The sequence below is a fragment of the Ruegeria sp. CH2 genome (assembly GCF_056537065.1).
The window spans coordinates 21580-48438 of record NZ_JBQFQV010000020.1 but is presented as its reverse complement, the minus strand read 5'-3'; the positions used below and the strand labels follow the sequence as shown (position 1 = coordinate 48438).

The following is a 26859-nucleotide window of genomic DNA, read 5'->3' as shown; positions in this document are numbered from 1 at the left end:
CCTCATGCGCACAGTCCCAGAACATGATCCCAGCCTTCGGAAACAGATCCGAAATCGGCATCATCGCAGAGCCAATGATCCCAAACGCATGCTCAATACCATGCATCTGCAAAACCTTAACAAAGGCCTCTTCCGTCGTCATCTTCATAGGGGTGTTTCCTTATCTTCAGAACGCCAAAGCGTTGGTAAATTAGAGTATTTCGTCTCTGAGGTAATAGCCGACATAGGCTATGCGCTGGCCGAGGCGGCGGAAGGGTGTCAGGATGCCATGGCTGGGCAGCGGGGACGTGAAGATCGGCAGGGCAAAGGCCTTGTCTTTCTTGCCCGCGATCAGCTGTGCCATACGACGCCCGGCCTGAGCCGAGTACATAACGCCGTTGCCACCGTATCCCATCGCGTAGAACACGCGCTGTTGCGGGTCCGGTTGAAAGATACGCGGCATCATGTCGTGGCTGACATCGACCCAGCCCCACCACGAGTAATCGAGGTTGATATCCGTCAACGCCGGGAACTTTCGGGCGAGGCCCTTCTTCAGAAGCTCCAGGTGTTTTTCGTTCTCGGCGTCTCGTCCTGTTACCGCGCTGCGGCTGCCGATCTGCATCCGGTTGTCGGGCAACAAACGATAGTAATGGCGCAGGGTGCGGGTGTCCGTCAGGGGTGATCTGGTCTGAATGCCACACTCATCCAGTTCGGCCTGGGTCAGCGGCCGTGTCACCATCGAGTTCGACAGGATAGGCATCAGGCGGTGCTTTGTGCGCGTGTTCAGGCCCGGTGGGGTATAGCCCGCGGTTGCCAGGGCCACCGTTTTGGCGCGGACGATGCCGCCCGGTGTGCGCAGGTGATGCACGCCGTTTTTCGTCTGCCATCCCATGACCGGACTGCCGGTGTGAATTTTCACCCCCAGACGGCGCGCCATGTTGACGTAGCCGAACGCCAGTTTACCCGCATGGATGCAGGTCCCGTCAGGTTCCCACATGGCACCTGCGGCCTCCATATCGCGCACGTGCTTTTCGTGAAGTTCTTCCCGAGAGAGGATGCGCGAGCCATAGCCGAACACATCGTTGAGCAGCTTGCTCTCTTTCTTGAGGGACGGCATGACCTTGTCGCGATGCGCGATGTAGTAGTGGCCACCCGGTTGGGGGTCGCATTCGATATCGTCGGACGCAATCAGATCGTTGAACAGCTGAAACGCTTCTGTGACCTCGGCATGCATGCGCTTGGCCACGTCCGTTCCCCACCGTTCGATCCATTGCGACCGCTTGAGCCGCCCGGATGAAATCTGGGCCTGCCCGCCGTTGCGGGTGGAGCAGCCCCAGGAGACGGTATTTGCTTCTAAAACAACGGCTTGAATGCCGTGTTCCTTGGCAAGATGGATGGCGGTGGACAGGCCGGTATACCCCGATCCGATCACCACCACATCTGCATCCATATCGCTGGACACAGGTCCATCATCGGCCGGAGGTGTTCCGGCCGTTCCAATCCAATATGTGGGCGCGTGGTCGCGATTGTGACCCGGACCCGCATCAATGATCGGGTCATATTTGGGGTCATAGCTGGCCTTGGGCCAGTGACGCGGGATGCTGTTATCCACCATTCTTGTTTTTCTCCGAGGCTGCGCGCAGGGCGGCGGATCAGGCTTTGAACATTGGGCGCGTTTTGCGAAGCGCCTGTTTTACAACGATTTTACCGTCACGAACCGTGAACAGATCCGCACCTTCAGCTTCGATCCGCATACCGTTTGCATCGGTTCCCGAGAAGGTCCACTCGGACACCGCACGATCACCGTGGACAAAATGGCTGTGATGATCCCAATGGGCGTCTTTCATGCCTGCCCAGACGCCCGAAAACGCAGCGGCGATGGCTTCGGCACCTTCAACCTTGTTGCCGTATTTTTCGTCACCGGCAACGGTGTAGAACACGCAGTCGTCGGCGAAGTGGGTCATCACCCCGTCGATGTCGTGGCGGTTAAACGCGTCAAACGTATCCGCCAGGTCCTGCGCGGTCAGGGATTTGTTCATTTTGTACTTCCTTGTCAGTGGTGTTGTTACATTTCGTCCGGGTTCGGAACGATCAGTGTCGGGATCCTCGAGCGCCGCAAAACGCGTTTTGCGACCGTGCCCAGAAAGGTGTGCGAAAAGCCGTGATCATGCGCGCCCAGCACGATCAGATCACAGCCCAGTTCGACCGAGCGGCGCAGGATCACTTCGGCCGGATGGCCATCTGTCACCTCGACCGAGGTAACCTGATCGCGAATTTTCCCGTCGTCGCCGTCGAACTGCGCCCAGAACTTGGCTTGCCGTTCGGCCAGAACCTTGCGCACCATCTCGTGACGACGCTCAATCGCGGTCTTGCGGGTCTCTTCGTTCATGATGAATATTTCCATCGTGATCTTGGCATCCTCCGACAGGGGTTCATTCACATGCAGCACGTGAATCTCCGCCCCGGTGGCCTGCGCGATGCTGGCGGCATGGCGCATGGCGTGACCCGAGTTTTCGGACAGGTCGGTGGCAAACAGGATGTTGGTGACCATCTGTTTCATGTCGTCATCCTTTCAGATCAGTAGCCAAACAGCCGTGGGAGCCACAGCGACAGTTCAGGGAAGAAGGCGATAACGAAGATCGCCACCGTGTTTGCAGCCGCAAAAGGCAGCGCGCGCAGCGAGATCTGTTCGATCGAGATGTTCGAGATACCGGATGCGATGAACAGGTTCTCGCCCAGCGGCGGGGTCTGGAACCCGATGCCCAGCGTACAGACCATCACCACGCCAAAATGGATCGGGTCAATACCCACCGAATAGGCCACCGGCAGCATCACCGGAACAAGGATCAGGATGGTGGCCAGCGTTTCCATGAACATGCCGACGAACAGCAGGAAGAAGATGATCAGCGCCCAGATCACATAGAGGTTGTCGGTAAAGCTGAGCATCCCTTCTGCGATGATTGCCGGGATCTGGTTTTCCACCAGCAGACGACCAAACACCGTTGCTGTGAACAGGATCAGCAGAACGCGGCCGGTCAGCCATGTGGTGGCTTCAAGCGACTGGAACAGCGACTGCCAGGTCAGTTCGCGATAGATGACGACACCCACGAACAGGGTATAGAAGATCGCGACGATTGCAGCCTCGGTCGGGGTGAAAAAGCCGGTATAGATACCGCCCAGGATCACCAGCGGAGCCATCAACGACCAGAACCCGCGATACATCTCGCACCCGACATTGCGGATCGACCAGCCCTCGGCGACGCCTTTGTAGCCGCGCTTTTTCGACATGAAATAGTTCAGGATCAGCAGGCTTGTGGCGATCAGGAAGGCGGGTACGAACCCGGCAATGAACAGTTTCGAAATCGAAACCGACTGGAAGGTGCCGAATTTCTCGACCGCTTCGGGCGGCGGGGCCATACCGAGCGCGGCAATGCCGAAGATCACCATCGGGATGGAGGGAGGAATGATAATCCCGAGGCCGCCAGAGGACGCAGTGATCGCCGAGGCATAGCCGCGCTCATAGCCGCGGTCGATCATTGCCGGGATCATCAGCATCCCAACAGCCGCGGTTGTTGCCGGGCCCGAGCCCGAGATGGCACCAAAGAACAGACAGGCCATGACCGTTGCGGCCGAAATACCACCGGTAAAAGGACCGGCCAGACTTTCGGCAACGTTGATCAGGCGTTTTGAGATACCGGCAGCCTCCATCAGGGCCCCGGCAAGGATAAAGGCTGGCAGCGCCATCAGCGGGAACGAGCCCACGGATGTAAAGGCGATCTGCACGAACTTGATCGGATTGTCGCCCAGATAGAGAAACGAGATCAGCGACGCGACACCCAGCGCCACCGTGATCGGCGCGCCAATGAGCAGCAAGAACAGAAATGATCCAAACAGGACCGTGACGATTTCGGATTCCATGGTTACCCCTCCCGGTCTCAGTGGTCTTTGGCCGCTTCGGCAGCGGCCTTGATCTCGTCCAGATCGATCTGGTCGGGATCGTGAATGTCCTCGCCTTTGACAAGGCGGCGGTAATTCACCTGAATGATGCGGAAGGTCATCAGCGCAAATGCGATGGGCAGCACCATGTAGATATACTTCATCTCGATGCCCAGTGTCTGGGATTTCCAGAACTTGTTCATCTTGTTGAAAACAAAGTCTGTCGCCAGATAGAGGAAGTAGACATTGAAGAAGAGCCAGAAGAGGTCGGCAAAGGCTTCGACATATTTGATCGACCCGTCAGGCAGGAATTTGAACTGGAACGTCACGCGGTTATGCGCCCCTTTCAGGGCGGCGTAACTTGCACCGAAATAGACGAACCATACGAACATGTAGACCGAGAGTTCTTCGATCCAGCTGACCGAAAAGCCGAAGACCTCGCGCGCGATGATCTGCACGAACAAAAGGCAGACAAAGCCGGATAAGAGTATCCGGCAGATGACACTTTCTATGTTGTCCAGAAATTTCCAGAACATGTGGTTTCACTCCTCCCTGAGATGAGAAGAGCGCCGTGGCGCTCTTCCCGGTATCGCTCTGCGGCGATTATTGCTGCACCGGCTCGCGGCCGATGGCTTCCAGAACGGTGTTCAGTTTTTCGACGCCACCGATGGAGTCGTAGAACTGGGGCCATACGGCACCGGTCGCCAGTTCGATGAACTCGGCTTCGTCGTTTTCGGGATCGATGATCTCCATGCCTTTGGCGGTCAGCTCTTCCTTGATGGCGGCTTCGGAATCCCGCAGGAATTGTGCGGATGCCAGGGTGGCTTCTTGTCCTGCTTCAAGGAGGATTGCCTGATCTTCTGCGGACAGGTCCTGGAAGACCGCTTCTGAAACGATCAGCGGTTCAATCGAGAAGATGTAGCGCAGGTTGGTGACGTGGTCCTGAACCTCGTAGAACTTCATCGCGTTGATGGTCAGGTAAGGGTTGTCCTGCCCGTCGACCACCTTGGTTTGCAGACCGGTGAAGGTTTCCGACCATGCCATCGGCGTCGGGTTGATACCCCATGCCTTGTAGGTTTCGATCATGATCTCGTTCTTGGGAACGCGGATGACCAGATCCTGAAGGTCAGCAACCGATTTGACCGGTTTTTTCGAGTTGGTCAGGCGGCGGAAACCGGTATAGGTCCAGCCGATGATGCGTACTCCGGCATCACGGATGGTGTTTTCGACCAGTTCCTGACCGATTGGGCCCTGGGTCAGCTTTTCGGCATCTTCCAGGCTGAGGATCACGTAAGGCAGCGTGAAAACACCGACCGAAGGCGAGAACGGCGTGATGTTGTTGATCGCCAGCAGAGACATATCCAGCGTGCCGATCGCCGCCTCGTTCACGGTGTCCTGTTCGGACCCCAGCTGACCGTTCAGAAACAGCGTTGCGGTGTGGGCACCGCCCGATTTCTCTTCCAGCGCCTTGACGAAGGCGATGCCCAGAGCTTCCTGTGCGCTTCCTGCGCTATCGCCCACCGCGATCTTGAAGTTCTTCGCATCAGCCGTGCCCGCAACCATCAGTGCAGCAACGGAAACGGCGGCGCTGATGGTGCCAAGCTTTTTGATAAATGACATGGATGTCCTCCCATTTGTCGTGTTTCGAGGTGCGCGATGGCCTGGGGAGAAGGTGGCCAGTCCGATTCTGCCTCGGCCACAAGAGGCTATCTTGCCAACATGGTTTCGTCGTTGTTAATATTTGCGTGAAAGGTTTCACAAATGTCGAACTTATAATATGAGACAAAACCCACTGGCCACCCGCATCGGGGACACGGACATCCGCCTTCTTCGGGTTTTCAAAACCGTTGCGGAAAGCGGAGGGTTTTCAGCGGCGGAAAATGAGCTCAACATCGGGAAGTCAACAATCTCGAAACACATATCGGATCTGGAGCTGCGGCTGGACTTGAAGCTGTGCAACCGTGGCCCGGCGGGTTTTTCCCTGACTGAAGACGGCGAAAAAGTGCTGGCCGCGACAGAAGACCTGCTGATTTCGGTTTCTCAGTTCAGAACCGAAGTCAACGAGATCAAGCAGCAACTGGCAGGAAGTATCCGCGTGGCGTTGTTCGATCAGTGTACCACGAACCCAGAAGCGCGCCTTGCCCGCGCCATTCACAGGTTCAACGAAGCCGCCCCTGCCATCCAGATCGAGTTGTCGATCGAACCGCCCAACGTCATTGAGACCATGGTTATCAGCGGGCAGCTGGATGTCGGGATCATCGCCCTGCACCGCCCCTCGGCAAGCCTGCATTATGCGCCACTTTATGGGGAAAACATGTTTCTGTATTGCGGGCAGGACAATCCGTTGTTCAGCCAGTCCGCTGACACGCTGAGTTTGCGGGACATTCAGGCGTACAACTATGCGGGTCTGAACGTGAATTCGCCCAACCTGATCTATGGCCAGCAACTGGGGTTTCGGCGCGCTGCCAAAGTGCAAAACGAGCAGGCTCTTGCAATTCTTATTCTGTCAGGCAGCTATCTGGGCTTTCTTCCGGACCATCTGGCGCAGGAATTTGTCGAACAGGGGCTTATGAGGCAGGTGATGCCGCAGGAAATCAAATACAGAACGCGCTTTGCGGCGGTGACACGGAAACATCCGGATCCGACACGTGCGGCCAAGCTGTTTCTGGAAACCCTGCTGAGCGTTCATTCCGACGTGCCCTGAGCCCGGCCTCGCCGCCTGTTTGCGCGTGGCACCCCGCAAGAGAATTTGTTCACCGAAGGCATGCGCCAACCGGGTGCGCGCGGCCACGCTTGTCCTGTCCACTCGGGCGTAAGGCATGAGGAAAATGGGTCGAAAACGTCTGATTGAAAACAAGTTTGACTTGGCAATTCCAGTTTGATTTCAATCAGCAAAGACCATCACCTCTTGCCCCCAGACAACCGGAGAGCCGCATGTCATCCGACCCTGTTGCCGCCTTGCGCACTCAAACCGATCACGAGGCGCTATCATGAGCCGCGATGCCTTGCTGCAACCTTATCAGCTAAAGCACCTGACGCTGAAGAACCGGATCATGACGACCAGTCACGAACCCGCCTATCCCGAAGATGGGATGCCGACGGAACGCTATCGTGCCTATCACGAGGTGCGGGCCAAAGCGGGGGTTGCGATGACGATGACGGCGGGGTCGGCCGTTGTCAGCCGCGACAGCCCGCCTGCGTTCAACAATATCCTGGCTTACAAGGACGAGGTTGTCCGCTGGATGGCGGAGCTGACGGATGCCTGCCATTCCCATGGCTGTGCGGTGATGATCCAGCTGACCCATCTGGGGCGGCGCACGGGCTGGAACAAGGGTGACTGGCTGCCATCCCTTTCGCCGTCGCACGACCGGGAACCGGCGCACCGGGCCTTTGCCAAGAAGATGGAAGATTTCGACATCGCGCGGATTGTGACCGATTACGCCGATGCTGCCGAACGGATGCAGGCCGCCGGGCTGGATGGAATTGAATTGCAGGCCTATGGCCATCTGATCGATCAGTTCTGGTCGCCGATGACCAATCGGATGGATGCGCCTTTTGGGGGCAATTTGGACAACCGGTTGCGCTTTGGCTTCATGGTTCTGGATGCAATCCGCGACCGCGTCGGGCGCGATTTCATCATAGGGGTCCGTTATACCGCCGATGAGGTGGAAAAGGGCGGCATCACCGAAGCGGAAGGGTTGGAGATTGCCCGAAGGCTGCGCGACAGTGGTCAGGTCGATTTCCTGAACATCATTCGCGGGCGTATTCACACTGACCCGGCCATGACGGACGTGATCCCGGTTCAGGGCATGAAAAGCGCACCCCATCTGGATTTTGCCGGGCGGGTTCGGGCCGAGGTTGGGATGCCAACCTTTCACGCCGCGCGCATTCCCGATGTGGCGACGGCGCGGCATGCGGTGGCCTCGGGCCTGCTGGACATGGTCGGCATGACCCGCGCGCATATGGCAGATCCGATGATCGTTGCCAAAATCCGGGCTGGACGGGAAGAGGACATCCGGCCCTGTGTCGGTGCCACCTACTGTCTTGACCGCATTTATCAGGCGGGTGAGGCGCTGTGTGTCCACAACCCGGCCACCGGGCGCGAATTGTCGATGCCGCATGTGATCCCTGCTGCTGAAACGCGCCGCCGCGCGGTGATTGTGGGCGCAGGCCCCGGCGGGCTTGAGGCCGCGCGGGTCGCGGCCGAGCGCGGGCATGACGTCACCGTTCTTGAGGCCGCGCCCGAACCCGGCGGTCAGGTGCGGCTGACCGCGCAATCCCGACGCCGGTCCGAGATGATCGGAATCATCGACTGGCGCATGGCCCAATGCGCGGCGCGCGACGTGACATTTCGGTTCAACACCTTTGCGGACGCCGATGCTGTAACCGCGCTTGCGCCGGACATGGTGGTGATCGCAACCGGCGGGTTGCCCGAGGTGACGGTTCTGGAGGCGGGTAACGATCTGGCGGTTACTGCATGGGATATCCTGACCGGTGATGTGCGCCCCGGCGACAATGTCCTTATTTATGACGATGCGGGGGATCACCCGGCCCTGATGGCGGCTGAGGCTATCGCACAAGCGGGCGGGCGGGTAGAAATCATGACCCGCGACCGCAGTTTTGCCCCCGAAATCATGGGGATGAACCTGGTGCCCTATATGCGGGCCCTGCAAAAAACCGGAGCCGTGTTCACAGTCGCCCGGACGCTGAAATCACTGGTGCGATCAGGCAACCAGCTGGAGGCAGCCATTGGCACGGATTACTCGGACCTGATAGAAAAGCGCCTGTATGATCAGGTGGTTGTCAATCAGGGTGTTTTACCACTGGATGATCTGTACTTCGATCTGAAACCGCTGTCGCGAAACCTGGGCGCCGTGGATTATGAAGCGCTGGTCGGCAGGTCCGGCCCCGTGTTTCCGCAATCTGTCCCAGAGGCCGGGTTTGATCTGTACCGGATCGGAGATGCCGTTTCATCACGCAACACGCATGCCGCCATTTATGATGCGCTGCGCTTGGGGCTTCGGTGGTGAGATCAATGAAGCACACCACAAGCAGCCTTTCACCTGACAGTCAGTCAAAGGACCGGACATGAGCAACACAGAGGTCATCGAAACCGTTTGGATTCCCATGCCGGACGGCGCAAAACTTGCGGCACGGCTTTGGCTGCCCGGATCGGCGCGAACAACGCCTGTTCCCTGTGTTCTGGAATACATCCCCTATCGCCGCCGGGATCGCACCCGGATGCGGGATGAAAGCATGCATCCGCATTTCGCCGCGGCAGGCTATGCGTCGATCCGGGTGGATATCCGCGGTTATGGTGACAGCGACGGGATTCCCGAAGATGAGTATTCGCATCAGGAGATTCAGGATGGGCACGACATCATCCTGTGGATTGCAGATCAGGACTGGTGCGACGGAAATGTCGGAATGTTCGGCAAAAGCTGGGGGGCGTATAACGCCTTTCAGGTGGCCGCGACCCGCCCACCAGCGCTGAAGGCGATTGCGCCGGTGATGGGAACGGATGACCGCTGGCGCGAGGATATTCACTTTTACGGCGGCTGTCTGGCCAATGACAATTTCTGGTGGGGTTCGATCATGCAGCTGTACAATGCCATGCCGCCCGACCCCGAGATCGTGGGCGCGGATCGCTGGATCGACATGTGGCGCGCACGGTTGGAGGGGGTCGAATTCTGGCCCGCCAAGTGGCTGGAACATCAGACCCATGACGACATGTGGCGGCGCGGCTCGATCTGCGAAAACTATGCGGATGTCGATGTGCCGGTGTATTTCTTTGGCGGATGGATGGACCTGTATCGCGACACGCCGTTCCGCATCGCGGAACATCTGAGCGGGCCGGTCAAGATCCTGATGGGCCCCTGGGCGCATCTGTATCCGCAAGAAGGGGTGCCGGGGCCCCGGGTCGATTTCGTCGGCGAGGTGATCCGGTTCTGGGACCATTGGCTGAAGGGGATCGACACCGGCCTGATGGACGAGCCGCCCTTGCGGTTTTTCCTGCAAGACAGTGCCGCCCCGTCCGGGACACATGTGCACCGCGAAGGGCGGTGGATCGAAGAGCCGAGCTGGCCGTCGCCAAATGTCAAGGACCAGCCCTTGTGGCTGAATGACGGAACCCTGGACGCCTCCGCCGGGTCGGGCGGGGAGATGTCGGTCTGTTCGCCACAGAATTTCGGGGCCGCAGCGGGCGACATGTGTTCCTTTGCAATACCCGGAGATATGGCAGCAGATTGCCGGATCGAGGCCGCAGGGGCGCTGCAATTCAAAGCAAAGCCCTTGGAAAAGCCCATAGATATTCTGGGCCAGCCCTCGGTTGACCTGACTGTTTCTGCCGATCGGACGCAGGGCATTGTTGCGGCCCTGCTGGTGGATGAGGCCCCGGACGGCGCGCAGACATTGATTGCACGCGGGTTCTGCAACCTGACGCACCGGATCAGTGACACTGAACCGACGCCGATTACACCCGGCGAAGACATGCACGTGACTGTCCCGCTTTATGGAACCGGTTATCGGGTATTGGCGGGTCATCGCATCGTTCTGCAAATCGCGTCTGCCTATTGGCCGGTCCTGTGGCCAGCGCCGGAACCTGTGACGCTGACGATCCGACCCGGCACGTCGCGGCTGATCCTGCCCGTGCGAAACCAGCGAGATGACGCGCCAGCCCCACGCCCGCTGCCCGAACCTCAGGGTTCCGACGTCGCCCCGCGGAAGACGAACGTTCGCTCTGGGTCGATGGAGCGTTCGGTCCACACCGATCTGACCAATGGCGCGGTGACACACAGGTATTTCCTTGACGGGGGTGTCTTTGGGCCGGTGGGCGATATTCGCCTTGACGATATCGGCACGGTGCTGAGCGATATGTCGGATCGACGCTATACCATCCAGCCGGGTGATCCATTGTCGGCAGTGGCCACAATGGAGCAAACCGCCGGTTTCGACCGCGAAGGGTGGTCAGCCAAGATCTGGACCTGTTCCGAACAAAGGGCGACAGCGACCGAATTTCACCTGACCGCTCGCCTAAAGGCGTGGTCGGGTGACGACCTGATCTTTGAGGAAGAACAGTCTTTTGTCATCCCCCGCAACGGGATGTAGGCGCAGAATGGTTTACAGACCTGCCGTCTTGTGATGCGTGGGCTGGTGTTCCCCTCGCGGGATCGAAATTGTTCAGGGCTCTCATCCGGGGGCAACGTGCATCAATCGGAACCTATCTTTGAGCGGGATTGCAAAACCCTGTAGCAATGACGAAAGAAAGCAGGACGAAGGAGAGTTGCCATGACGAGTTTTTTCGAAAACCTGCGCGCCCTGCGGCATGAGTTTCACCGCAACCCCGAGCTTGGCTTTCAGGAGGACTGGACCAAGGCCCGGATCGCCGATCACCTGAGAAGCCTTGGCATCGAAGTGCATGAGGGTGTCGGCGTTGTTGGTGTTCTACGAGCGGGCCATGGCAACCGGTCCATCGGTCTGCGCGCGGATTTCGACGCCCTGCCCATTACCGAGGCCAACAGCTTTGCCTACAAGTCTCAGAATCCGGGCGTGATGCATGCCTGCGGCCATGACGGCCATACGACGATGCTGCTGGGCGCGGCCGAGCTTTTGGCCAGGGATCAGGGCTTTGACGGCACCGTTGTCTTCCTGTTCCAGCCCAACGAGGAGCAAGGGCTGGGCGCGCGGGCGATGATTGAGGAAGGCGTCCTGCGGGATTTTCCGATTGACGAAATCTATGGCGCGCACAATCTGCCGGGCGAACCCGTCGGGCGGGTTTCAACCCGCGCCGGTGTCATTTGTTGCAGCGAAAGCCTATTCGAGATCACCATCACCGGTCAGGGCGGCCATGCCTCGATGCCCCATGTCGGGCGCGAGACAATCACGCCCGCAGCAGAGCTTGTTCTGGCCTTGCAAACCATCGTTTCGCGAAAGCTTGCCCCATTGTCTGGCGCGGTCGTTTCCGTGACCGAGTTCATCACCGATGGGCAGCGCAACGTCCTGCCGGGTCGAACAGTGTTGAAAGGGGACGCACGGGCGATGTCCCCCGATGACCGCGCGCGGATTGAAAACCATATGCGGCAGATCGCGGCGGGCCTGGCGGAAAGCCATGGTGTCGCGGTGACGGTGGAAATCCGGACCGAATTCATCGAGGCAATCAACGATGCCGACGCCGCAACCCATGTGGTTTCAGCAGCAAAAACGCTGGGCCTTGAGGTTGACGGCGACCGGACTGCCATGTCGTTTTCCGAGGATTTCGCGGAATTTGCGGCTGCGGTTCCGGGGTGTTTTCTGCTGATCGGCAATGGAACCGAGGGGTCGAATGGCCGCCCCCTGCACGCGGACGATTATGATTTCAACGACGCGCTGCTGCCATTGGGGGCAAACCTGTGGGCCGAACTGGTGCGGCAACGTCTGCCAGTGACCACCTGACTGCGCAGGACGATCCGTGGATGTTTCGGATCGCTTCCTCTGGTCGCCTCAAACATTCGCCCACGGATGCCGGACTTTTCCAGAATGATCAGCGTGCCGCTTCGGTGGACACGCGTGCCGAACCCGACCATTCAGCACCGGATGCGCCGGTCAGGAACCCATCGCTTAGCCTTATACCGGGATCGTCCGTGCGCAGGGCATGTTCCAGATCGCCCCGGTCAAGTTGACCATCCAGCCGCTGTCGGTAGAGCGCGCAGAGCCTTGGGAACCCCTGAGATTGCGGCGACAGTCGCAGGGCCGAGACGCCCGCGCTTTGCAGCAACTCGACCTGATGATCCGTGCAGGCATAGCTGTCTGACAGGGTCTGCACGCCGTTCATGGCCATGAATGGCTGTCCATCGCCGGTCAGCACATCCAGCCCGTCGGGGTCGTTTTCGCAGGCAAACTGGCAGTTGTCTTTGCTGCGCCCATGCAGGCGCGCGTGGTAACACCGGCCGGAGATGGCCAATGGCAGGCGACCGTGGCCCCAAACCTCGACCGCGACACCCAGACTGGCGGCGGCTTGTGCCAGAACCCTGACCGAGGCGATTGGCAGTTCCGGTGGCAGGCAAATGCGGCGCGCGCCACGTGACGCCAGCCATACCAATGTGCCTTCGTTATAGACATTGATCAGGGGTCCGACATCGAAAGCCGTGTTCTGGGGCAGATGCGCCAGCGCGGTCAGGTCGTTGATCTCGACCGTGACCCCCAGATCCGCCAGATCGGCGGTCAGCTTGCGTTCACGCTTGAGCGTCACCAGAGCAAGACTGGTCAGCGCAACCTGTTTGCCAGCCTCAACCAGTCGGGTAATCGCGTCGGGGATCCGGTCCTGATAGAACGGCAGGCGCTTGGAGCAAACCAGCTCACCCAGCACGATGCGGTCGACGGGGGTTTGGGCCAGATCCCCATAAAAAGACATCCAGTTCTCGGCGGGCCAGAAAAACTGGTTGGGGCCAACGGTCAGTTCCATCGCGCTATCTCCAGGTTTTTTTGTAGGCGCCGGTTGTCATGGCCTGCCCTTCGGACAAACGGGCCAGCATCCCCTCGGGCAGAGGGCGTCCGGCCTCAAGCGCGTCGACAGCGGCGCGGAAATTCCGAACCACCTGCGCGACGTAGGATTTCGAACGCTGGCGCCCTTCGATCTTCAGCGCGGTAACACCGGCCTTCTGCAATTGCGGGATCAGCCGTTCCGCGTTCAGGCTGACGGGGTCTTCGAACAGGTGGCCCGTCTTTTCACCTGCGGAAAAGCACCCTTTGCACAGTGTCGGATAGGGTGCAGGCTGGTTTCGTTCGACCCGGTGGATCAGGTAGCCACCCAGACGGGTGTTCAACGCGCCCTTGTCGTTCTGGTATTCAACATGGCTGGCGGGCGAACAGACGCCATTCATGTTCGGAGACAGCCCGGTGGCATAAGAGGACAGCGAACAGCGACCTTCGGCCATCACACAGAGCCCGCCGAACACAAAAACCTCGGTCTCGACTTCTGTTTCGGCGTTGATGGCGGCGATTTCGGGAACCGACAGCACGCGCGGCAGGACCACGCGTTTGACGCCAAAAGTTTCGGCATAGAAGTTGATCACATCGGCATTCGCCGCCGCGGCCTGCACGGACAGGTGCCTGCGCAGCCCCGGATGGTTGCACGCGGCATAATCCAGCAGCCCGATATCGGCGAGGATCACGGCATCCGCGCCGCAGGTTTCCGCATCGGCCACGGCGCGGTGCCAGATTGCTTCGCTGCCCGCGCGGGGAAACGTGTTGATCGCAACCAGCACCCTGGCCCCGTGGTCATGGGCAAAGGCAACGCCCGCGCGCATTTCGGCCCGGTCGAAGTTCAGGCCCGGAAAGTTGCGCGCATTGGTTTCATCATTGAAGCCGCAATAGACCGTATGCGCCCCGGCCTTGACGGCTGCGCGCAAGGCGGCGGGCGTTCCTGCCGGGCAGACGATTTCCATTAACATAGTACAGCGTCTTCCGGTCGGGTCAGGTACAGGCCGGTTCGACGTTCCACCAACGCAATGAGTTGCTTGAGCGGGCGCGCAAGCGGGCCGGAGAGGGCTTCGACCTCGTGCGCGAGGTCCAGTTCTGCGTCGTCGATTGCGTTGCGCAGGGCCAGCGCCGCGGCCGTATCGCCCTCGATCACCAGATCACGCGAAAAGAACAGCGCATCGCCGTCAAACGCACCGTGAACCAGCCCAAGAAGGGCCGCCAGAGGGCCGGAAATACGCGCAACCCCTGTCCCGCCGCGCCGGGTCAGTGTCACCTTTGGGGCACCGCCATTCGGATCAAGCAGCAGGACAACAGGCAAATCCGTCGGATCAAGAACGAAAACTGATCTTCCGTATGGGCCAAGCCGTTGAAACATTTCCGGGTTTTTCTTTGCCAACTGGCGCGTGAAGACCGTCAGCGACAGTGACAAGGGGGCAAGCGGCGCTATCCGAAGCGTGGCCGCCAAAGCCGCCGGGCAGCGCGGTATCGGGTTCTGAGGAACGGGCAACGAGACCTCCTGCTGTCTCAACGTTGTGACCTTGGATGCCTTCCTAGGGCGATCGCAACAGGGGTGACTTGACGGTTGTCAATTCGACGCCTCGCTTTCGTTGCTAGAGGGTGGAAACCACTGTCGGAGCAGCCCCATTCGCACCCTGCCGCAATATCCCAGCCTTCGGCGTTTTCTGAAATGGTGCGAAGACACCGGACAATTCAGGCGCATCCCTGATCCGGTTTCCGTACGCCATCAGATGACTGCCGTTCACCGCGCCGTGCTTGAGGCGGGCGGGCCGGTTCTGCAATTTGACCATCCGACAGACGTGGCCACTGATCGGCTCGATACCCCGGTCGTCGTCAACCTGTTCGGAACGGCGGAACGGGTTGCTGCCGGGCTGGGTGTCACACCCGACGGGCTGGACGATCTGGGGGCCTTTCTGGCCGCGCTGCGAGCCCCGACGCCGCCGGACGGGGTGCGGGACGCGCTGGCCAGATGGCCGATGCTGAAGGCGGCCCTGTCGACCCGACCGAAACTGGTCAGAACTGCCCCGGTTCAAAGCCACTGCCACAGCGGGGCGGATGTGGACCTGACCGCACTGCCGGTCCAGACCCACTGGCCCTGTGATGTGGGGCCGCTGATCACATGGCCCGTGGTCCTTACCCGGCCCTACGGCAGCGATGCAAACGCGGCGCAAGGCTATAACGCGGGTGTTTACCGCATTCAGGTGCTGGACCGGAACCGTGTCATCATGCGCTGGCTGCCTCATCGCGGCGGCGCGGCGCATCACAGAAGCTGGGCGAGGTGCGCCGAAAAGATGCCCGTCGCAATTGTGCTGGGCGCAAACCCCGCGACGCTGTTGTCGGCGGCCTTGCCACTGCCAGAGGCGGTATCCGAGCTGACATTTGCCGGAGCCCTGAACCAGAAGCGACCACATCTGATCCCGGCCAGAACCATCCCCCTGCTGGTCCCTGCTGATGCCGAGATTGTTCTGGAAGGTTGGGTTTCACCAAGCGAGACCGCCCCCGAGGGGCCTTTTGGGGATCACACCGGCTATTACAACCCGGCTGAACCCTTTCCGGTGATGCAGGTCAGCGCTGTCACCCATCGGGACGCGCCGCTGTATCTTTCCACCTATACCGGGCGGCCACCGGACGAGCCGTCGATCATTGGCGAGGTGTTCAACCGTCTGGCCTTGCCGACCATCCGCGCGCAAATCCCCGAAATCCACGATCTTTGGCTGCCGCCCGCCGCCTGTTCCTATCGCATCGCAATCGTTGCCATCGACAAACGGTATCCGGGGCAGGCCCGGCGCGTGATGATGGCCCTGTGGGGAATGCTGCCGCAATTCAGCTATACGAAAATGATCATCGCGGTCGATGCTGATATCGATCCGCGAAACTGGGAGGATATAGCCTGGGTGCTTGCCACACGCATGGACCCGGGCCGGGATGTGATGGTGCTGGACAGGACACCTATTGATTATCTGGATTTTGCATCGCCCGAACCCGGTCTGGCCGGAAAAATCGGCATCGACGCCACGACGAAACTGGGCAGTGAAACGCTGCGGGAATGGGGGACGGTGATGCACACTGCGGATGCCGATCACGCCTTTGCGGAAGACCTTGTAAACCGATTGATGCCGGAGCTGAGAGAATGACAAACGCCCGTGTTGTTCTGGGGGTATCCGGTGCGTCGGGCGCGGCGTTGGGCCTTGCCGTGGCCCGGTGTCTGGCGTCATCGGATATCGAGACCGACCTTGTGGTCAGCGCTGCCGGGATGCGGACCCTTGCGCAGGAATGCGGCCCGGATTCTTTGCAAAACCTGCGGCAACTGGTGACGCGGCATCACCCGAGCGCCGATATCGGTGCCAGCATTGCGTCCGGGTCGGTTCCGGTATCCGGCATGATCGTTGCGCCCTGTTCCATGCGAACGCTTGCCGCAATTGCGCATGGGCTGGACGATAACCTGCTGACGCGCGCCGCCAGTGTTCAGCTCAAGGAACGCAGGCCGTTGGTTTTACTGACACGCGAAGCACCGTTGACGCTGGCCCATTTGCGCAACATGACGGCGGCGGCAGAAATGGGGGCCGTCATCCTGCCCCCGGTTCCTGCGTTTTATCTGAAGCCCGACACCCTGATGGATATCGTGTCCCAGATCGCTGCACGCGCGGTGGACTGCCTGCGCATTTGTGACCCGGTGGCGCAAGAGTGGCGCCCGCAATGCACAGGTTGAGTGAGTTCGGACGCCTCCGGCGGGAGTATTTGGAAAAAGATGAAGTCGCCTGAAGTGCCGAGACGAGACATCTTTTGGAGCGTCTTATTGGCCTTGCCTGCCTGTAGACGGGTTATGAGCGTCAGCACCGCAGTCTGGCGCCTGTCGGGTCAAACGGAGCCTCGGCCAGTACGCGCGCCTTGTGCGGTTTGCCGATGACCTGAATGACCACCTCATCGCCCGGCTGTACCCTGTTTGGGTTGCGGAACCCCAGCGCCAGCGATTTCCCGACCGAATAGCCGAACGCCCCCGACGTGACACGACCCACGGGCGCGCCGTCGGGGGTAAAGATCGGCTCACCCCCGGTTGCGTCGGCATCTGCGGTCACATCCAGTTCGAAGACGGACAGCACCTCGCGCGCGGGGTTGTCCTTGATGGACAGATAGGCGTTTTTGTGCAGGAAATCCTTGTCCAGCTTGATCAGGCCGGCCAGCCCGACCTCTTGCGGCCAGTATTCCTGAGAAAACTCTCGACCCCACGAGCCATAGCCCTTTTCGATCCGCAGCGCCCCCAGCGCGCGCCCGCCCACCGGACCGCCACCACAGTCTTTGGCGGCCTCAAGCAGGGCGGTGTAGAGCGCCACCTGATCCCCCTCGGCGCAGTGCAGTTCCCAGCCCAGATCGCCGGTAAAGCTGACCCGGATGGCCACGCATTCGACGCCGGCGACCGTGATTTTCTGCGACCGCATGAAGCGGAACGCCTCGTTCGACAGATCGGCATTGGTCAGGCGTGCCAGCGCTTCGCGTGACCTGGGGCCTGCGATGTTGAACCCTGCGATGCGGTCGGTGGCGACCTCAAGCGTGGTGCCCTCGGGCATTTCCACCATTTGAAAGAAGCGCTGATGATAGCGTTCGGCCATGCCTGACCCGATCATCATGTATTCATCCTCGGCCAGCTTGGTGATGGTGAAATCGCCCGCCACGCCACCGCGAACCGAGATCAACGGCGTCAGACAGCTGCGCCCCACTTCGGCAGGCACCCGATTGGCCACCAGACGGTCCAGCCAGTCATGGGCACCGGGGCCCTTGATCACGTAATTGGCGAAGTTCGAAATGTCGATCAGGCCCACGCTGTCGCGCAGCATCTGCACCTCTCGGCCCACGGGCTTCCACCAGTTCTGGCGGGTAAAGCCGGTGGTCTCTTCCACCTCGGGCTCATCGGCGAACCAGAGCGGATGTTCCCAGCCGCAATTGAGGCCAAAGACGCAGCCCATCTGCTTTTGCATCTCATAGGCGGGGCGCACACGGGCCGGACGGCCTGCGCTGCGTTCCTCGTTGGGGAAATGGATCTTGAAGCGGTGGGTGTACGCATCCTGAACACGGGCCTTGGTGAATGCCTTGTCGGCCCAATCGCCAAACCGGGCCAGATCCCAGGCGAACATGTCATATTGCGGCTCGCCCTCGATCATCCATTGCGCCGCCAGCAGACCCAACCCCCCGGATTGCGAGAAACCGGGGATCAGGCCGCCGCAGAGGAAATAGTTCTTCAGCTCGGGCACCGGCCCCCACAGCATGTTGGCGTCGGGCGACCAGATCATCGGCCCGTTGATCACGCGTTTCACCCCGGCGGTCGCCGCAACCGGCACGCGTTCGGTGGCGCGGATGACGTTTTCCATGATCCGGTCCAGATCGTCGGGGAACAAATCATGCGCGAAGTCGAGCGGCGTGCCGTCCTCGGCCCAGAACTTCATATCTTTCTCATAAGCTCCGATCAGAAGGCCGTTGCCTTCCTGCCGGAAGTAATATTCGCCGTCGCGGTCAGCGATCGAGGGCAAACGACGGCCCAGACTGGCGACCTCGTCGATGCTTTCGGTCACGAAATACTGATGCTCGGTCGGTTGCAGCGGCAGGGTCAGACCCGCCAGCGCCGCTACCTCGCGGCCCCAGAGACCGGCGGCGTTGACAACCCATTGCGTGTGAATGTCGCCTTTGGGCGTGCGCACGATCCAGCTGCCGTCGGGCTGTTTTTCGGTCGCTGTCACCGGGCAGAACCGTTCAATAGTGGCCCCCATCGCACGGGCCCCGGCGGCATAGGCATGCGGCACGCCCGACGGGTCGACATTGCCGCCATCGGGTTCGTACATGATGCAGCGGATGTCATCGAACTGCGCCAGCGGATGCAGTTCCTTGGCTTCTTCACGGCTGACTTCGTAGAAGTTCAGACCATAGAACCGGGCTTTCGCCTCTTGCAGGCGCAGCTGGTGCTCACGCTCTTCGGTCTGGGCCAGATAGAGCGAGCCGGGCTGGAATACGCCGCAGCTTTGGCCGGTTTCCTGTTCCAGCTGTTTATACAGATTCATCGTATAGTGCTGGATGCGGGTGATGTTGTTGTTGTCGTGCAGCCCGTGGATATTCGCCGCTGCGTGCCAGGTCGAGCCGGAGGTCAACTCATTCCGTTCCAGCAGGACAACGTCGGTCCAGCCAAGCTTGGCCAGATGGTACAGGATCGAACAGCCGGCAAGGCCCCCTCCGATCACGACAGCTTGTGCATGGGTTTTCATGAGTGCATGTCCCTTGGTCCGCCGCAGCTCAGGCGGCGATTTCTTTCATGACAGCCAGAAATCTGGCGACTTCGCCGATTGAGTTGTAGTGGCACATCGAGACCCGGACGCAGGCGTCATAACCCAGCGGTGTCAATATGTTGCCAGAGTAATGGTCGGCCTTGCGCAAATGGGTGCGAATACCTTCATCGTTCAGCCGTTTGACGACATCTGCCGAGGCCACACCCTGAACGCGAAGCGACACCAGCCCTTCGCGTGCGGGGTTGTCGGCACCGCCCAGAATGGTGACCTTCTCCATCTCGGCCAGACCGCTCAGGTTGCCGGTGCCGTGGATCATCGCGTCGGTCAGCGCCTTTTCCTGCGCGTGGATGGCTTCGCCCGCTGCCAGAAATCTGGCACGCCGGTCGGTGGCGTCGCTGACCTGACTGCCAAGCCATTCGAAATAAGACACAACGTCGGACATGGTCGCATAAGCCCCGGTGTCGCGCGTGCCCATTTCCCAGTTATCTGCCGGGCCGTCCAAAAGGGCATTGTGTTCAAGTCGGGTCAGCCGGTCGGAAATCCACGCCACACCGTAGCCATGACGCGAAAACACCTTGTAGGGCGAGATCACGTAGCCGTCGACGTCATACGCGCTCAGGTCAATCTGGCCATGGGCGGCGTGCTGGATGCCATCGACAATGATGAAACAGTCTGGCGCCACGGCGCGAATAGCCTGCGAAACAGCGGCCACATCGACGCCCATGCCCGTCACGGGTGAGGTGTGCAGGATTGTCGCCACTTTGGTGTTGGGGGTAACAGCTGCGGCATAGGCCCCGGCTGTTACGGTGCCGGTGTCGTCATCATGGGGCACCAGCACATGGGCCTGCCCGGCAATACGGGCCCAACGATCACAGGCTGACCGTGTGGCGGGGTGTTCCAGTGTCGACCCCAGCACAACCCCCGGACCGGTTCCCAGACAGGCGTTCATGATTAGCCGGAACAGAAGTTCGGTGCCGCTTTCACCGACAAAGAACTGACCACCGGGTGCATTCATGAAATCCCGCATATCGGCCTTGGCCGCGTTGATCGTGGCAACCAGCGCATGAGACCCCGGATTGTCGCGCCCCTGATTGTCGGGGATTGCGGCATGACGCGCCGAGCTGTCCAGCACGGATTTCAGTGTCAAAGCCCCACCGGCGTTTTCGAAAAATATCCGCTCGCCCTGTTCGGGGCAGTGATCGATCTGGGCAAAACGGTTGCGGATCCGGTTCAGCAGGCTTTCCGAAATTTGGCTCATGAAAAGCGGCACCTTTGTATTTTGTGAACGTTTGATGTTTCAGACAAGCCTAAGATGGTTTCCCCGCGGGGCAGGCCAAATTTCCCGTGACTGTGCAGCTGGTTCAACATGTGCTTCATTCCCGAGCGACCCTTATTCCGACTATGGCGTAGAGGGCGCGGTATCTTGTTCTTTTGCGACGTAAATACAGTCACATCTGCGACACGGCGCGTTGGGGTGGCCAGATTTCCCGCCCCATATGCCGGGTCGCAATTGCCTTTGAGGCAGGCAGCCGTCCGGGGCGGATTCCGTTCTTTTGTCTGACCCACGGCTATAGCAGATCAAACACCCGCCCCGGAACATTTCTGTGCCTTGGCAGGTCAAGCGCCCGCATCAGGGCAAACATCATGGCCTGATTGGACGTGACGACAGGTTTATCAAGGGCCGCTTCGATCCGGTCTATGGCCTCGACTGCGCGCATGTCGGTGCAGCTGAGTATGATGGCCTCGGCCTTTGGGTGGTCGGCCTGCATGGCAAGGTCGAAAACCTCGTCCGGGGTCAGTTCGCCCTGCCCGTAATTGCCCAGTTCTCGGCCGATATCGGCGCATTTTACCGTTGCGATCCGGTTCTGCGTCAGAAAATCCATGGCCTGCGTGTTGATCTCGCCCAGATAGGGTGAGGAAAAACCGACCCTGGACACGCCAAGCGCATGGATCGCAGCAACAAGCGCCCCAGCGGCGGTAATACACACGGCCCCCGACGCGGCCCTGATGTCCTGCGCCAGCTGGTGGTCAAAGGACGGGCCATGGGTCAACGTGGCCGAGGTACAGCCATAGAGCACCACATCGGGCCGAACGCCCGAGATCATCTTGAGGTCGTGGCTGATATCCGAGGCCCCCAGACCCGCCATCTGATCCGATCCGGGGATCTCATCCACGTCATAGCCACCCATTCGCTGAAAATGCACCGTCGTGTCCGGGCAGCGCATCAGCATCATGTCAGCTTCGAGATTGGTGTTGGTAAAGGGCACCAGCACCCCGATTTTGGCCCGTGTCCGGGTTTCAAAGGTCATGACGTCACCTCTTTCAGAACAGTCAGGCAGCGCTCCATCACTGCCGTGTCGCAGATCGTGGCGCGCAGGCAATCCGCGAGGCCATAGCCGCCCATTCCGCGCATGAGCAAACCCACTTTGCGCAACGCGGCATCCGCTTTTTGCGCCGTCGCGGCATCGGCAAAGCGGATCAGGACAAAATTGGTGTGGCTGCGCGGAACAGATAATCCCAGCGCCCGGCACCCATCGGCAAAGCCATCCCGGATGGCGGCGGTTCTGGCAACCGTGTCGCGCATGTGGGGCTGATCCTGCATCGCTGCCGTTGCCATGGCCTGAGAGAGGGTCGATACGTTGTTGGGGTTGAGCAGCTTTCGCAGCTCAATCGCGACCTCTGACGGGAAAAGACCCCAACCCACGCGCGCGCCCGCCAGACCGTAAGCCTTTGAGAAGGTGCGTATGACCACGGTATCCCCACGTGTGATGAGGGCAAAGATTTCAGCCGGGTCGTGATCGCGGTCGGCGAATTCGGCATAGGCCTGATCGACCACCAGCAGCACGTTCCCGGGCAGGGTGCCGCGCAGGCGGATGATCTCGGTATTCGGGATCAGGGTGCCGGTCGGGTTGCCGGGGTTGCAGACAAAGACGATCCGGGTTTCAGGCGTGACAGCGGCCAGAATGTCATCGACCGAGACGGTCAGATCAACCTCGCGCGCTTTCACATAATCTGCCCGCACCTGCGCCGTGGCTGAGGCCACATAGGCATAGCCGTAATCCGTGCCCAATACATGGTCGCCCGGCCCTGAATAAGCGCGGATCAGGCAGCCGATCAACTCCATCGATCCGGCACCGCACAGGATGTTGTCGGCTGGCACCCCGTGCGCCTGAGCGATGGCCGCGCGCAGGTCCGACCAGTCGGGATCGGGATAAAGCGGCATCCGGTGCAATGCCGCCTGGCCCGCCGCAGTTGCGGCAGGGCTGACCGGAAAGGCGCTTTCATTCTGGGCCAGAGATACAGTGTCCGGCGCGCCCAGATCGGCCAGCGCATAGGCCGCCATGGCACGAATGTGACCAACTGCGCGGATCATGAGGCACCCCCATAGGCTTTGGCCCCTTCTTCCGTGACCAGCCCGCGCCTGAGGTCCAGCGCCAGCGCCTCGGGGTCGCGCGCGGCCGGATTGCCAAAGCCGCCGCCGCCGGGGGTGTCGAAGATCAGGTAATCGCCGCTTTCCACGCGCAGCTCGCCCTTGCCCGGAATGTCTGCGCCGCCATCGCGGAACCGGATACGCCCCGGTGCGCCGGGCAGGCCGCCCATGCGACCCAGAGCGGGGAATTTCAGTCGTTCAACCGACAGGAAGACGATGAAGGGGGCATCGTTCGCGGACGTCATCTCGATCCGCTGACCCAATCCGCCCCTGAACTGGCCCGCGCCGCCCGAGTCGGGCAACAATTCGCGTCGCCACATGATCACGGGTGCGACACTTTCGGTTATCTCGACCTGCGAGCCGAACACCCCCGAAGGGTAGGCTGTCGCGGACAGGCCATCCGCGTGGGGTCGCGCCCCGGTGCCGCCATTGTGAACGGGTTCGATGGCAAATTCGCGCCCGCCATTCGACGCCACTTCGGGAGCGTGGCGCATTGGCAGGTCGAACATGCACGAGGCCCCTTCGGCAGGCACCTGTTCGGGCAGCGCCTGATGCAGGCAGCCCAGAACCAGATCCGGTGTGACCTGTCCCAGCGTATGCCGCATGGCCACTGGCACCGGATGCTGGGCGTTCAGGATGCAACCCTTGGGGCCTTCCACCGTGAAAGGTTCCAACGAGCCTGCGTTGTTCGGGATATCCGGCCCGACGATGCAACGCAGGGCAAAGACCGTATAGGCGGTGGCATAGTTCAAAGGCACGTTGATGCCCTTTTTCGAACACCCGGACGTGCCCGTGAAATCAACATGCATCCCGTCTTTGGTGACGGTGAGCGTCGCGTGCAGCTCCAGCTCGGCCTCATAGCCGTCCATGTGCAGCACGTTTTTGTAAACGCCTTCGGGCACCTCGGCGATGGCCTGCAACGCGCCTTTGCGCGAGGTGTCGATGATATAGGTGCCAAGCCTGTCCAGATCATCGATCCCGAACTCCTCCATCATCGCAACAAGGCGGTTCACCCCGGCCTCGCAACAGGCGATCAGGGCGTAGATGTCGCCCTCATTGGCCACAGGCTCGCGCGAGTTGGCGCGGATGATATCCATCAGCAGCGCATTGGGCGTTCCGGCCTCGACCAGTTTGCAAGGCGGGATCAGCAGGCCTTCGTCATAGATGTCCGAGCCTTCAGGTCCCATACCCAGACCGCCCAGATCCACCAGATGCGAGGTGCAGGAGGTAAAGCCCACCACCTTGCCGTCCTTGAACGCGGGCATCATCAACAGGAAGTCGTTCAGATGCCCCGAGGCCAGCCACGGGTCGTTTGTCATGTAGATGTCGCCGGGGCGCATGTCCTGCACCGCGAAACGGGCGCGCAGGTGCAGCACGGCCTCGGCCATGGTGTTGATATGGCCAGGTGTTCCGGTCACGGCCTGCGCCAGCATCCGGCCATTCACGTCGAATATCCCGGCGGAAATGTCACCGCATTCACGCACGATGGGCGAAAAAGCTGCGCGGATCAGGGTCTGGCCCTGTTCTTCGACCACAGCCAGCAGACGGTTCCACATCACTTGCAGGCGGGCGGGGGACAGATCAGCGGTCATCATGCGCCTCCTTTCTGGTCCTGTATCAGGACAAGGTTGCCGATTGCGTCCATCTGGGCCGAGAAATCGGCGGAAACGAGTGTGGTTGTTTGTGGTTCATGGATCAGCGCGGGGCCTGCCACATGGTCACCGGGGCGCATATCGGCGCGGGCGAGAAAGGCGGCCTGTTTTACCGTGCCATCCAGATCACAGGTGATGGGGCGCGTCTGCGTGACCTGAAATGCGGTTTTGCCCGGCGTTTCCAACACCGTAGGCACCGCTTTGTCCGGGGTGGCAACGCGAACGGCCCAGTTGAGAACCTCGATCTTCATCCCCGGCACAGGACGTGAGAATTGTTTGCGGTATTCTTCTTCGAATGCGGCTGTCAGCGGGGCGATATCCGGGCGTGTCAGGGCGCGGTCCGGCAACGTAATCTCGATCTCATGCCCTTGCCCGCTATAGCGCATGAAGGCGGTGCGCAGGGTTTCGGTGGGTGCATCCCCTGCCCCTTGGGCGACGACCTCTTTTGCTTCGGCAATCATCGTATCGAACAGGGCGTTCACCCCGTCCATGTCCATGCTGTCGAGCAGAGAATAGCGCGAGCGGACGATTTCGAAAGATACCGGGGCAAACAGGAACCCAACCGCCGAACCGACACCGGGATTGGGCGGGATCACGATACGCGACACCCCGGCGGACCGGGCGACGCGGGTGGCATGCAGCGGCCCGTTGCCACCAAAGGCAATCATGGTGCGCGGGCCGAGGTCCTTGCCGCTTTCAACCGCATGCATCCGCCCGGCGCTGGCCATGCTTTCGACAACGATGCGGCTGACCCCATCTGCCGCACCTGTCGCATCCAGCCCCAGTTTATCCCCGATCACACGTCTCAGGGCGGCCTTGGCGCCAGCAGGTTCCAGCTGGATATGCCCCTCGGCAAAGGTGTCGGGCACGATATAGCCCAGAGTGATGTCGCTGTCGGTCACGGTCGGATTGACGCCGCCGCGCATGAAAGCGACCGGCCCGGGCTCCGAGCCTGCCGATTTTGGCCCGACCGTCAGACGCCCGAGACGGTCAACACCCGCGATCGAACCACCACCAGCACCAATTTCAATCATCTCGATCACCGGAATGCGCACCGGCATTCCCGACCCCTTGATAAACCGTGCCGCGCGGGCGATTTCGAATGAGCGCGAGGTCTGGGGGCGCGCCTTGTCGATCAGGCAGAGCTTGGCCGTGGTGCCACCGACGTCAAATGACAGGACCTGATCCAACCCGGCACGCGCGGCGATGCGGGCGGACAGAATAGCCCCACCGGCAGGGCCGGATTCCACCAGACGAATGGGGAAACGCGTGGCGGTGTCGATCGTGCACATACCACCGCCTGCCGTCATCATCAGGATCGGACAGGTTACGCCCTCGGCCGTGAACTGATCCACAAACCGGGTCAGATAGCTATCCATCAGCGGTTGAATATAGGCGTTGGCTACAGTGGTGCAGAGCCGGTCAAACTCACGCGCTTCGGGGCTGACATCGGACGAGATCGAGACGGTCAAACCGGGGCGGTGTCGCGCCAGAACATCGCGCAAACGCCATTCGTGGGTCGGGTTGGCGTAAGAGTGCATCAGGCAGATGGCCACCGCCTCGGCCCCGCTGGCGTCAATCTCGGCCAGCAACCGGTCTACTTGCCCTTCATCCAGTTCAATCAGCACCTCGCCTTCTGCCGACATGCGTTCGCGTATGGTCAACGAGCGTTCGCGCGGCACCAGCATGTCCGGCTTTTCAAGATTGATGTCGTATTGTGAATACCGACGTTCGTACCCGATATCGAGAATATCGCGGAATCCTTCGGTGCAGACCGTGGTCACGACCGCCCCGCGCCGTTCGATCAGCGCGTTGGTTGCCAGAGTGGTTCCGTGAATAAATCCGGTGACATCATTCAGCGACCGGCCAGCCTGCGCCATGACGCGCCGTGCGCCCTCCAGTGCGCCTTCTGCCGGGTTCTGGTGGGTGGTCAGGGTTTTGGTGGAGGCCAGTATCGTCTCATCACCCGAGACGAGGACCGTGTCGGTAAAAGTGCCGCCAATATCGATGGCGAGGCGCAGAGCGGTTGTCATGAGGTATTCCGTTGTCGTCTGAAAGCAGGCAGGCAGAACGGCCCCGCAGGGCGGTTACCGGCGCGTCGTGACCAGATCACAGCCGG

Annotated in this window: 22 protein-coding genes; 6 read left to right on the top strand and 16 right to left on the bottom strand. The window is 60.5% G+C overall.

Annotated elements, in window-relative coordinates:
- The 7 genes from ACR0M9_RS19155 to ACR0M9_RS19125 form a co-directional block, all read right to left on the bottom strand.
- Positions 1–148, bottom strand: a 148-nt coding sequence (locus ACR0M9_RS19155) for a thiamine pyrophosphate-binding protein (protein WP_480774324.1), incomplete at its 3' end; no start/stop codon positions are given.
- A 42-nt stretch (positions 149–190) separates the two neighbouring features.
- Positions 191–1594 (bottom strand): NAD(P)/FAD-dependent oxidoreductase, encoded by a 1404-nt coding sequence (locus tag ACR0M9_RS19150; RefSeq protein ID WP_480774375.1) that lies wholly within the window; start codon positions 1592–1594, stop codon positions 191–193.
- Positions 1595–1631: 37 nt separating this feature from the next.
- On the bottom strand, positions 1632–2018 hold the full coding sequence (locus tag ACR0M9_RS19145) for a nuclear transport factor 2 family protein (RefSeq protein WP_480774374.1): 387 nt from the start codon (positions 2016–2018) through the stop codon (positions 1632–1634).
- A gap of 26 nt (positions 2019–2044) precedes the next feature.
- On the bottom strand, positions 2045–2539 hold the full coding sequence (locus tag ACR0M9_RS19140; RefSeq protein ID WP_209507926.1) for a universal stress protein: 495 nt from the start codon (positions 2537–2539) through the stop codon (positions 2045–2047).
- A 17-nt stretch (positions 2540–2556) separates the two neighbouring features.
- The gene (locus ACR0M9_RS19135; protein WP_267366013.1) at positions 2557–3897 is read right to left on the bottom strand and encodes a TRAP transporter large permease; all 1341 of its coding nucleotides are present in this window, start codon (positions 3895–3897) and stop codon (positions 2557–2559) included.
- Between the two features lie 17 nt (positions 3898–3914).
- The gene (locus ACR0M9_RS19130) at positions 3915–4451 is read right to left on the bottom strand and encodes a TRAP transporter small permease (protein ID WP_480477503.1); all 537 of its coding nucleotides are present in this window, start codon (positions 4449–4451) and stop codon (positions 3915–3917) included.
- Positions 4452–4518: 67 nt separating this feature from the next.
- Complete coding sequence (locus ACR0M9_RS19125; protein WP_267366014.1) at positions 4519–5535, bottom strand: TRAP transporter substrate-binding protein; 1017 nt, start codon at positions 5533–5535, stop codon at positions 4519–4521.
- 157 nt (positions 5536–5692) lie between these two features.
- On the opposite strand from ACR0M9_RS19125, the gene ACR0M9_RS19120 reads away from it, so the two are divergent.
- The 4 genes from ACR0M9_RS19120 to ACR0M9_RS19105 all read left to right on the top strand — a co-directional run bounded on the left by ACR0M9_RS19120 (position 5693) and on the right by ACR0M9_RS19105 (position 12345).
- Positions 5693–6619 (top strand): LysR family transcriptional regulator, encoded by a 927-nt coding sequence (locus tag ACR0M9_RS19120; protein ID WP_480508719.1) that lies wholly within the window; start codon positions 5693–5695, stop codon positions 6617–6619.
- A gap of 286 nt (positions 6620–6905) precedes the next feature.
- Complete coding sequence (locus ACR0M9_RS19115; protein WP_480774373.1) at positions 6906–8945, top strand: oxidoreductase; 2040 nt, start codon at positions 6906–6908, stop codon at positions 8943–8945.
- A gap of 58 nt (positions 8946–9003) precedes the next feature.
- A complete protein-coding gene (locus ACR0M9_RS19110; protein ID WP_480774372.1) occupies positions 9004–11022 on the top strand; it encodes a CocE/NonD family hydrolase in 2019 nt (672 codons plus the stop codon).
- 180 nt (positions 11023–11202) lie between these two features.
- Positions 11203–12345, top strand: coding sequence for an amidohydrolase (locus tag ACR0M9_RS19105; protein WP_480774371.1), 1143 nt, complete (start codon positions 11203–11205; stop codon positions 12343–12345).
- A gap of 88 nt (positions 12346–12433) precedes the next feature.
- Here ACR0M9_RS19105 and ubiV read toward each other — a convergent pair whose 3' ends face one another.
- The 3 genes from ubiV to ubiT are packed head-to-tail and all read right to left on the bottom strand — an operon-like array spanning position 12434 to position 14878.
- Complete coding sequence (gene ubiV, locus ACR0M9_RS19100; protein ID WP_480774370.1) at positions 12434–13354, bottom strand: ubiquinone anaerobic biosynthesis protein UbiV; 921 nt, start codon at positions 13352–13354, stop codon at positions 12434–12436.
- 4 nt (positions 13355–13358) lie between these two features.
- On the bottom strand, positions 13359–14336 hold the full coding sequence (gene ubiU, locus ACR0M9_RS19095; RefSeq protein ID WP_480774377.1) for a ubiquinone anaerobic biosynthesis protein UbiU: 978 nt from the start codon (positions 14334–14336) through the stop codon (positions 13359–13361).
- Positions 14336–14878: a ubiquinone anaerobic biosynthesis accessory factor UbiT gene (ubiT, locus tag ACR0M9_RS19090; RefSeq protein WP_480774369.1), complete on the bottom strand. Its 543-nt coding sequence runs from the start codon at positions 14876–14878 to the stop codon at positions 14336–14338. The genes ubiU and ubiT overlap by 1 nt, the downstream gene beginning before the upstream one ends.
- A 136-nt stretch (positions 14879–15014) precedes the next feature.
- Between ubiT and ACR0M9_RS19085 the strand changes: the two genes are divergently transcribed.
- Together ACR0M9_RS19085 and ACR0M9_RS19080 are read left to right on the top strand one after the other, a co-directional pair.
- Positions 15015–16523: a UbiD family decarboxylase gene (locus tag ACR0M9_RS19085; protein ID WP_480774376.1), complete on the top strand. Its 1509-nt coding sequence runs from the start codon at positions 15015–15017 to the stop codon at positions 16521–16523.
- Entirely contained in the window at positions 16520–17098 is a 579-nt protein-coding gene (locus tag ACR0M9_RS19080) for a UbiX family flavin prenyltransferase (RefSeq protein ID WP_480774368.1), read from the top strand. The genes ACR0M9_RS19085 and ACR0M9_RS19080 overlap by 4 nt, the downstream gene beginning before the upstream one ends.
- 121 nt (positions 17099–17219) lie before the next feature.
- On the opposite strand, the gene ACR0M9_RS19075 is transcribed toward ACR0M9_RS19080, so the two are convergent.
- From ACR0M9_RS19075 to ACR0M9_RS19050, 6 genes are all read right to left on the bottom strand, one after another.
- Entirely contained in the window at positions 17220–19637 is a 2418-nt protein-coding gene (locus tag ACR0M9_RS19075) for a GcvT family protein (protein WP_480774367.1), read from the bottom strand.
- A 28-nt stretch (positions 19638–19665) separates the two neighbouring features.
- Entirely contained in the window at positions 19666–20916 is a 1251-nt protein-coding gene (locus ACR0M9_RS19070) for an aminotransferase class V-fold PLP-dependent enzyme (RefSeq protein ID WP_480774366.1), read from the bottom strand.
- A gap of 310 nt (positions 20917–21226) precedes the next feature.
- The gene (locus ACR0M9_RS19065; RefSeq protein ID WP_480774365.1) at positions 21227–21967 is read right to left on the bottom strand and encodes a maleate cis-trans isomerase family protein; all 741 of its coding nucleotides are present in this window, start codon (positions 21965–21967) and stop codon (positions 21227–21229) included.
- Positions 21964–23031, bottom strand: a complete 1068-nt coding sequence (locus ACR0M9_RS19060; RefSeq protein WP_480774364.1) for a pyridoxal phosphate-dependent aminotransferase — start codon at positions 23029–23031, stop codon at positions 21964–21966. Before ACR0M9_RS19060 ends, ACR0M9_RS19065 begins: the two co-directional genes overlap by 4 nt.
- The gene (locus ACR0M9_RS19055; protein WP_480774363.1) at positions 23028–24680 is read right to left on the bottom strand and encodes a hydantoinase B/oxoprolinase family protein; all 1653 of its coding nucleotides are present in this window, start codon (positions 24678–24680) and stop codon (positions 23028–23030) included. Before ACR0M9_RS19055 ends, ACR0M9_RS19060 begins: the two co-directional genes overlap by 4 nt.
- Positions 24680–26773, bottom strand: coding sequence for a hydantoinase/oxoprolinase family protein (locus tag ACR0M9_RS19050; protein ID WP_480774362.1), 2094 nt, complete (start codon positions 26771–26773; stop codon positions 24680–24682). Before ACR0M9_RS19050 ends, ACR0M9_RS19055 begins: the two co-directional genes overlap by 1 nt.
- Between the last annotated feature and the right edge of the window lie 86 nt (positions 26774–26859).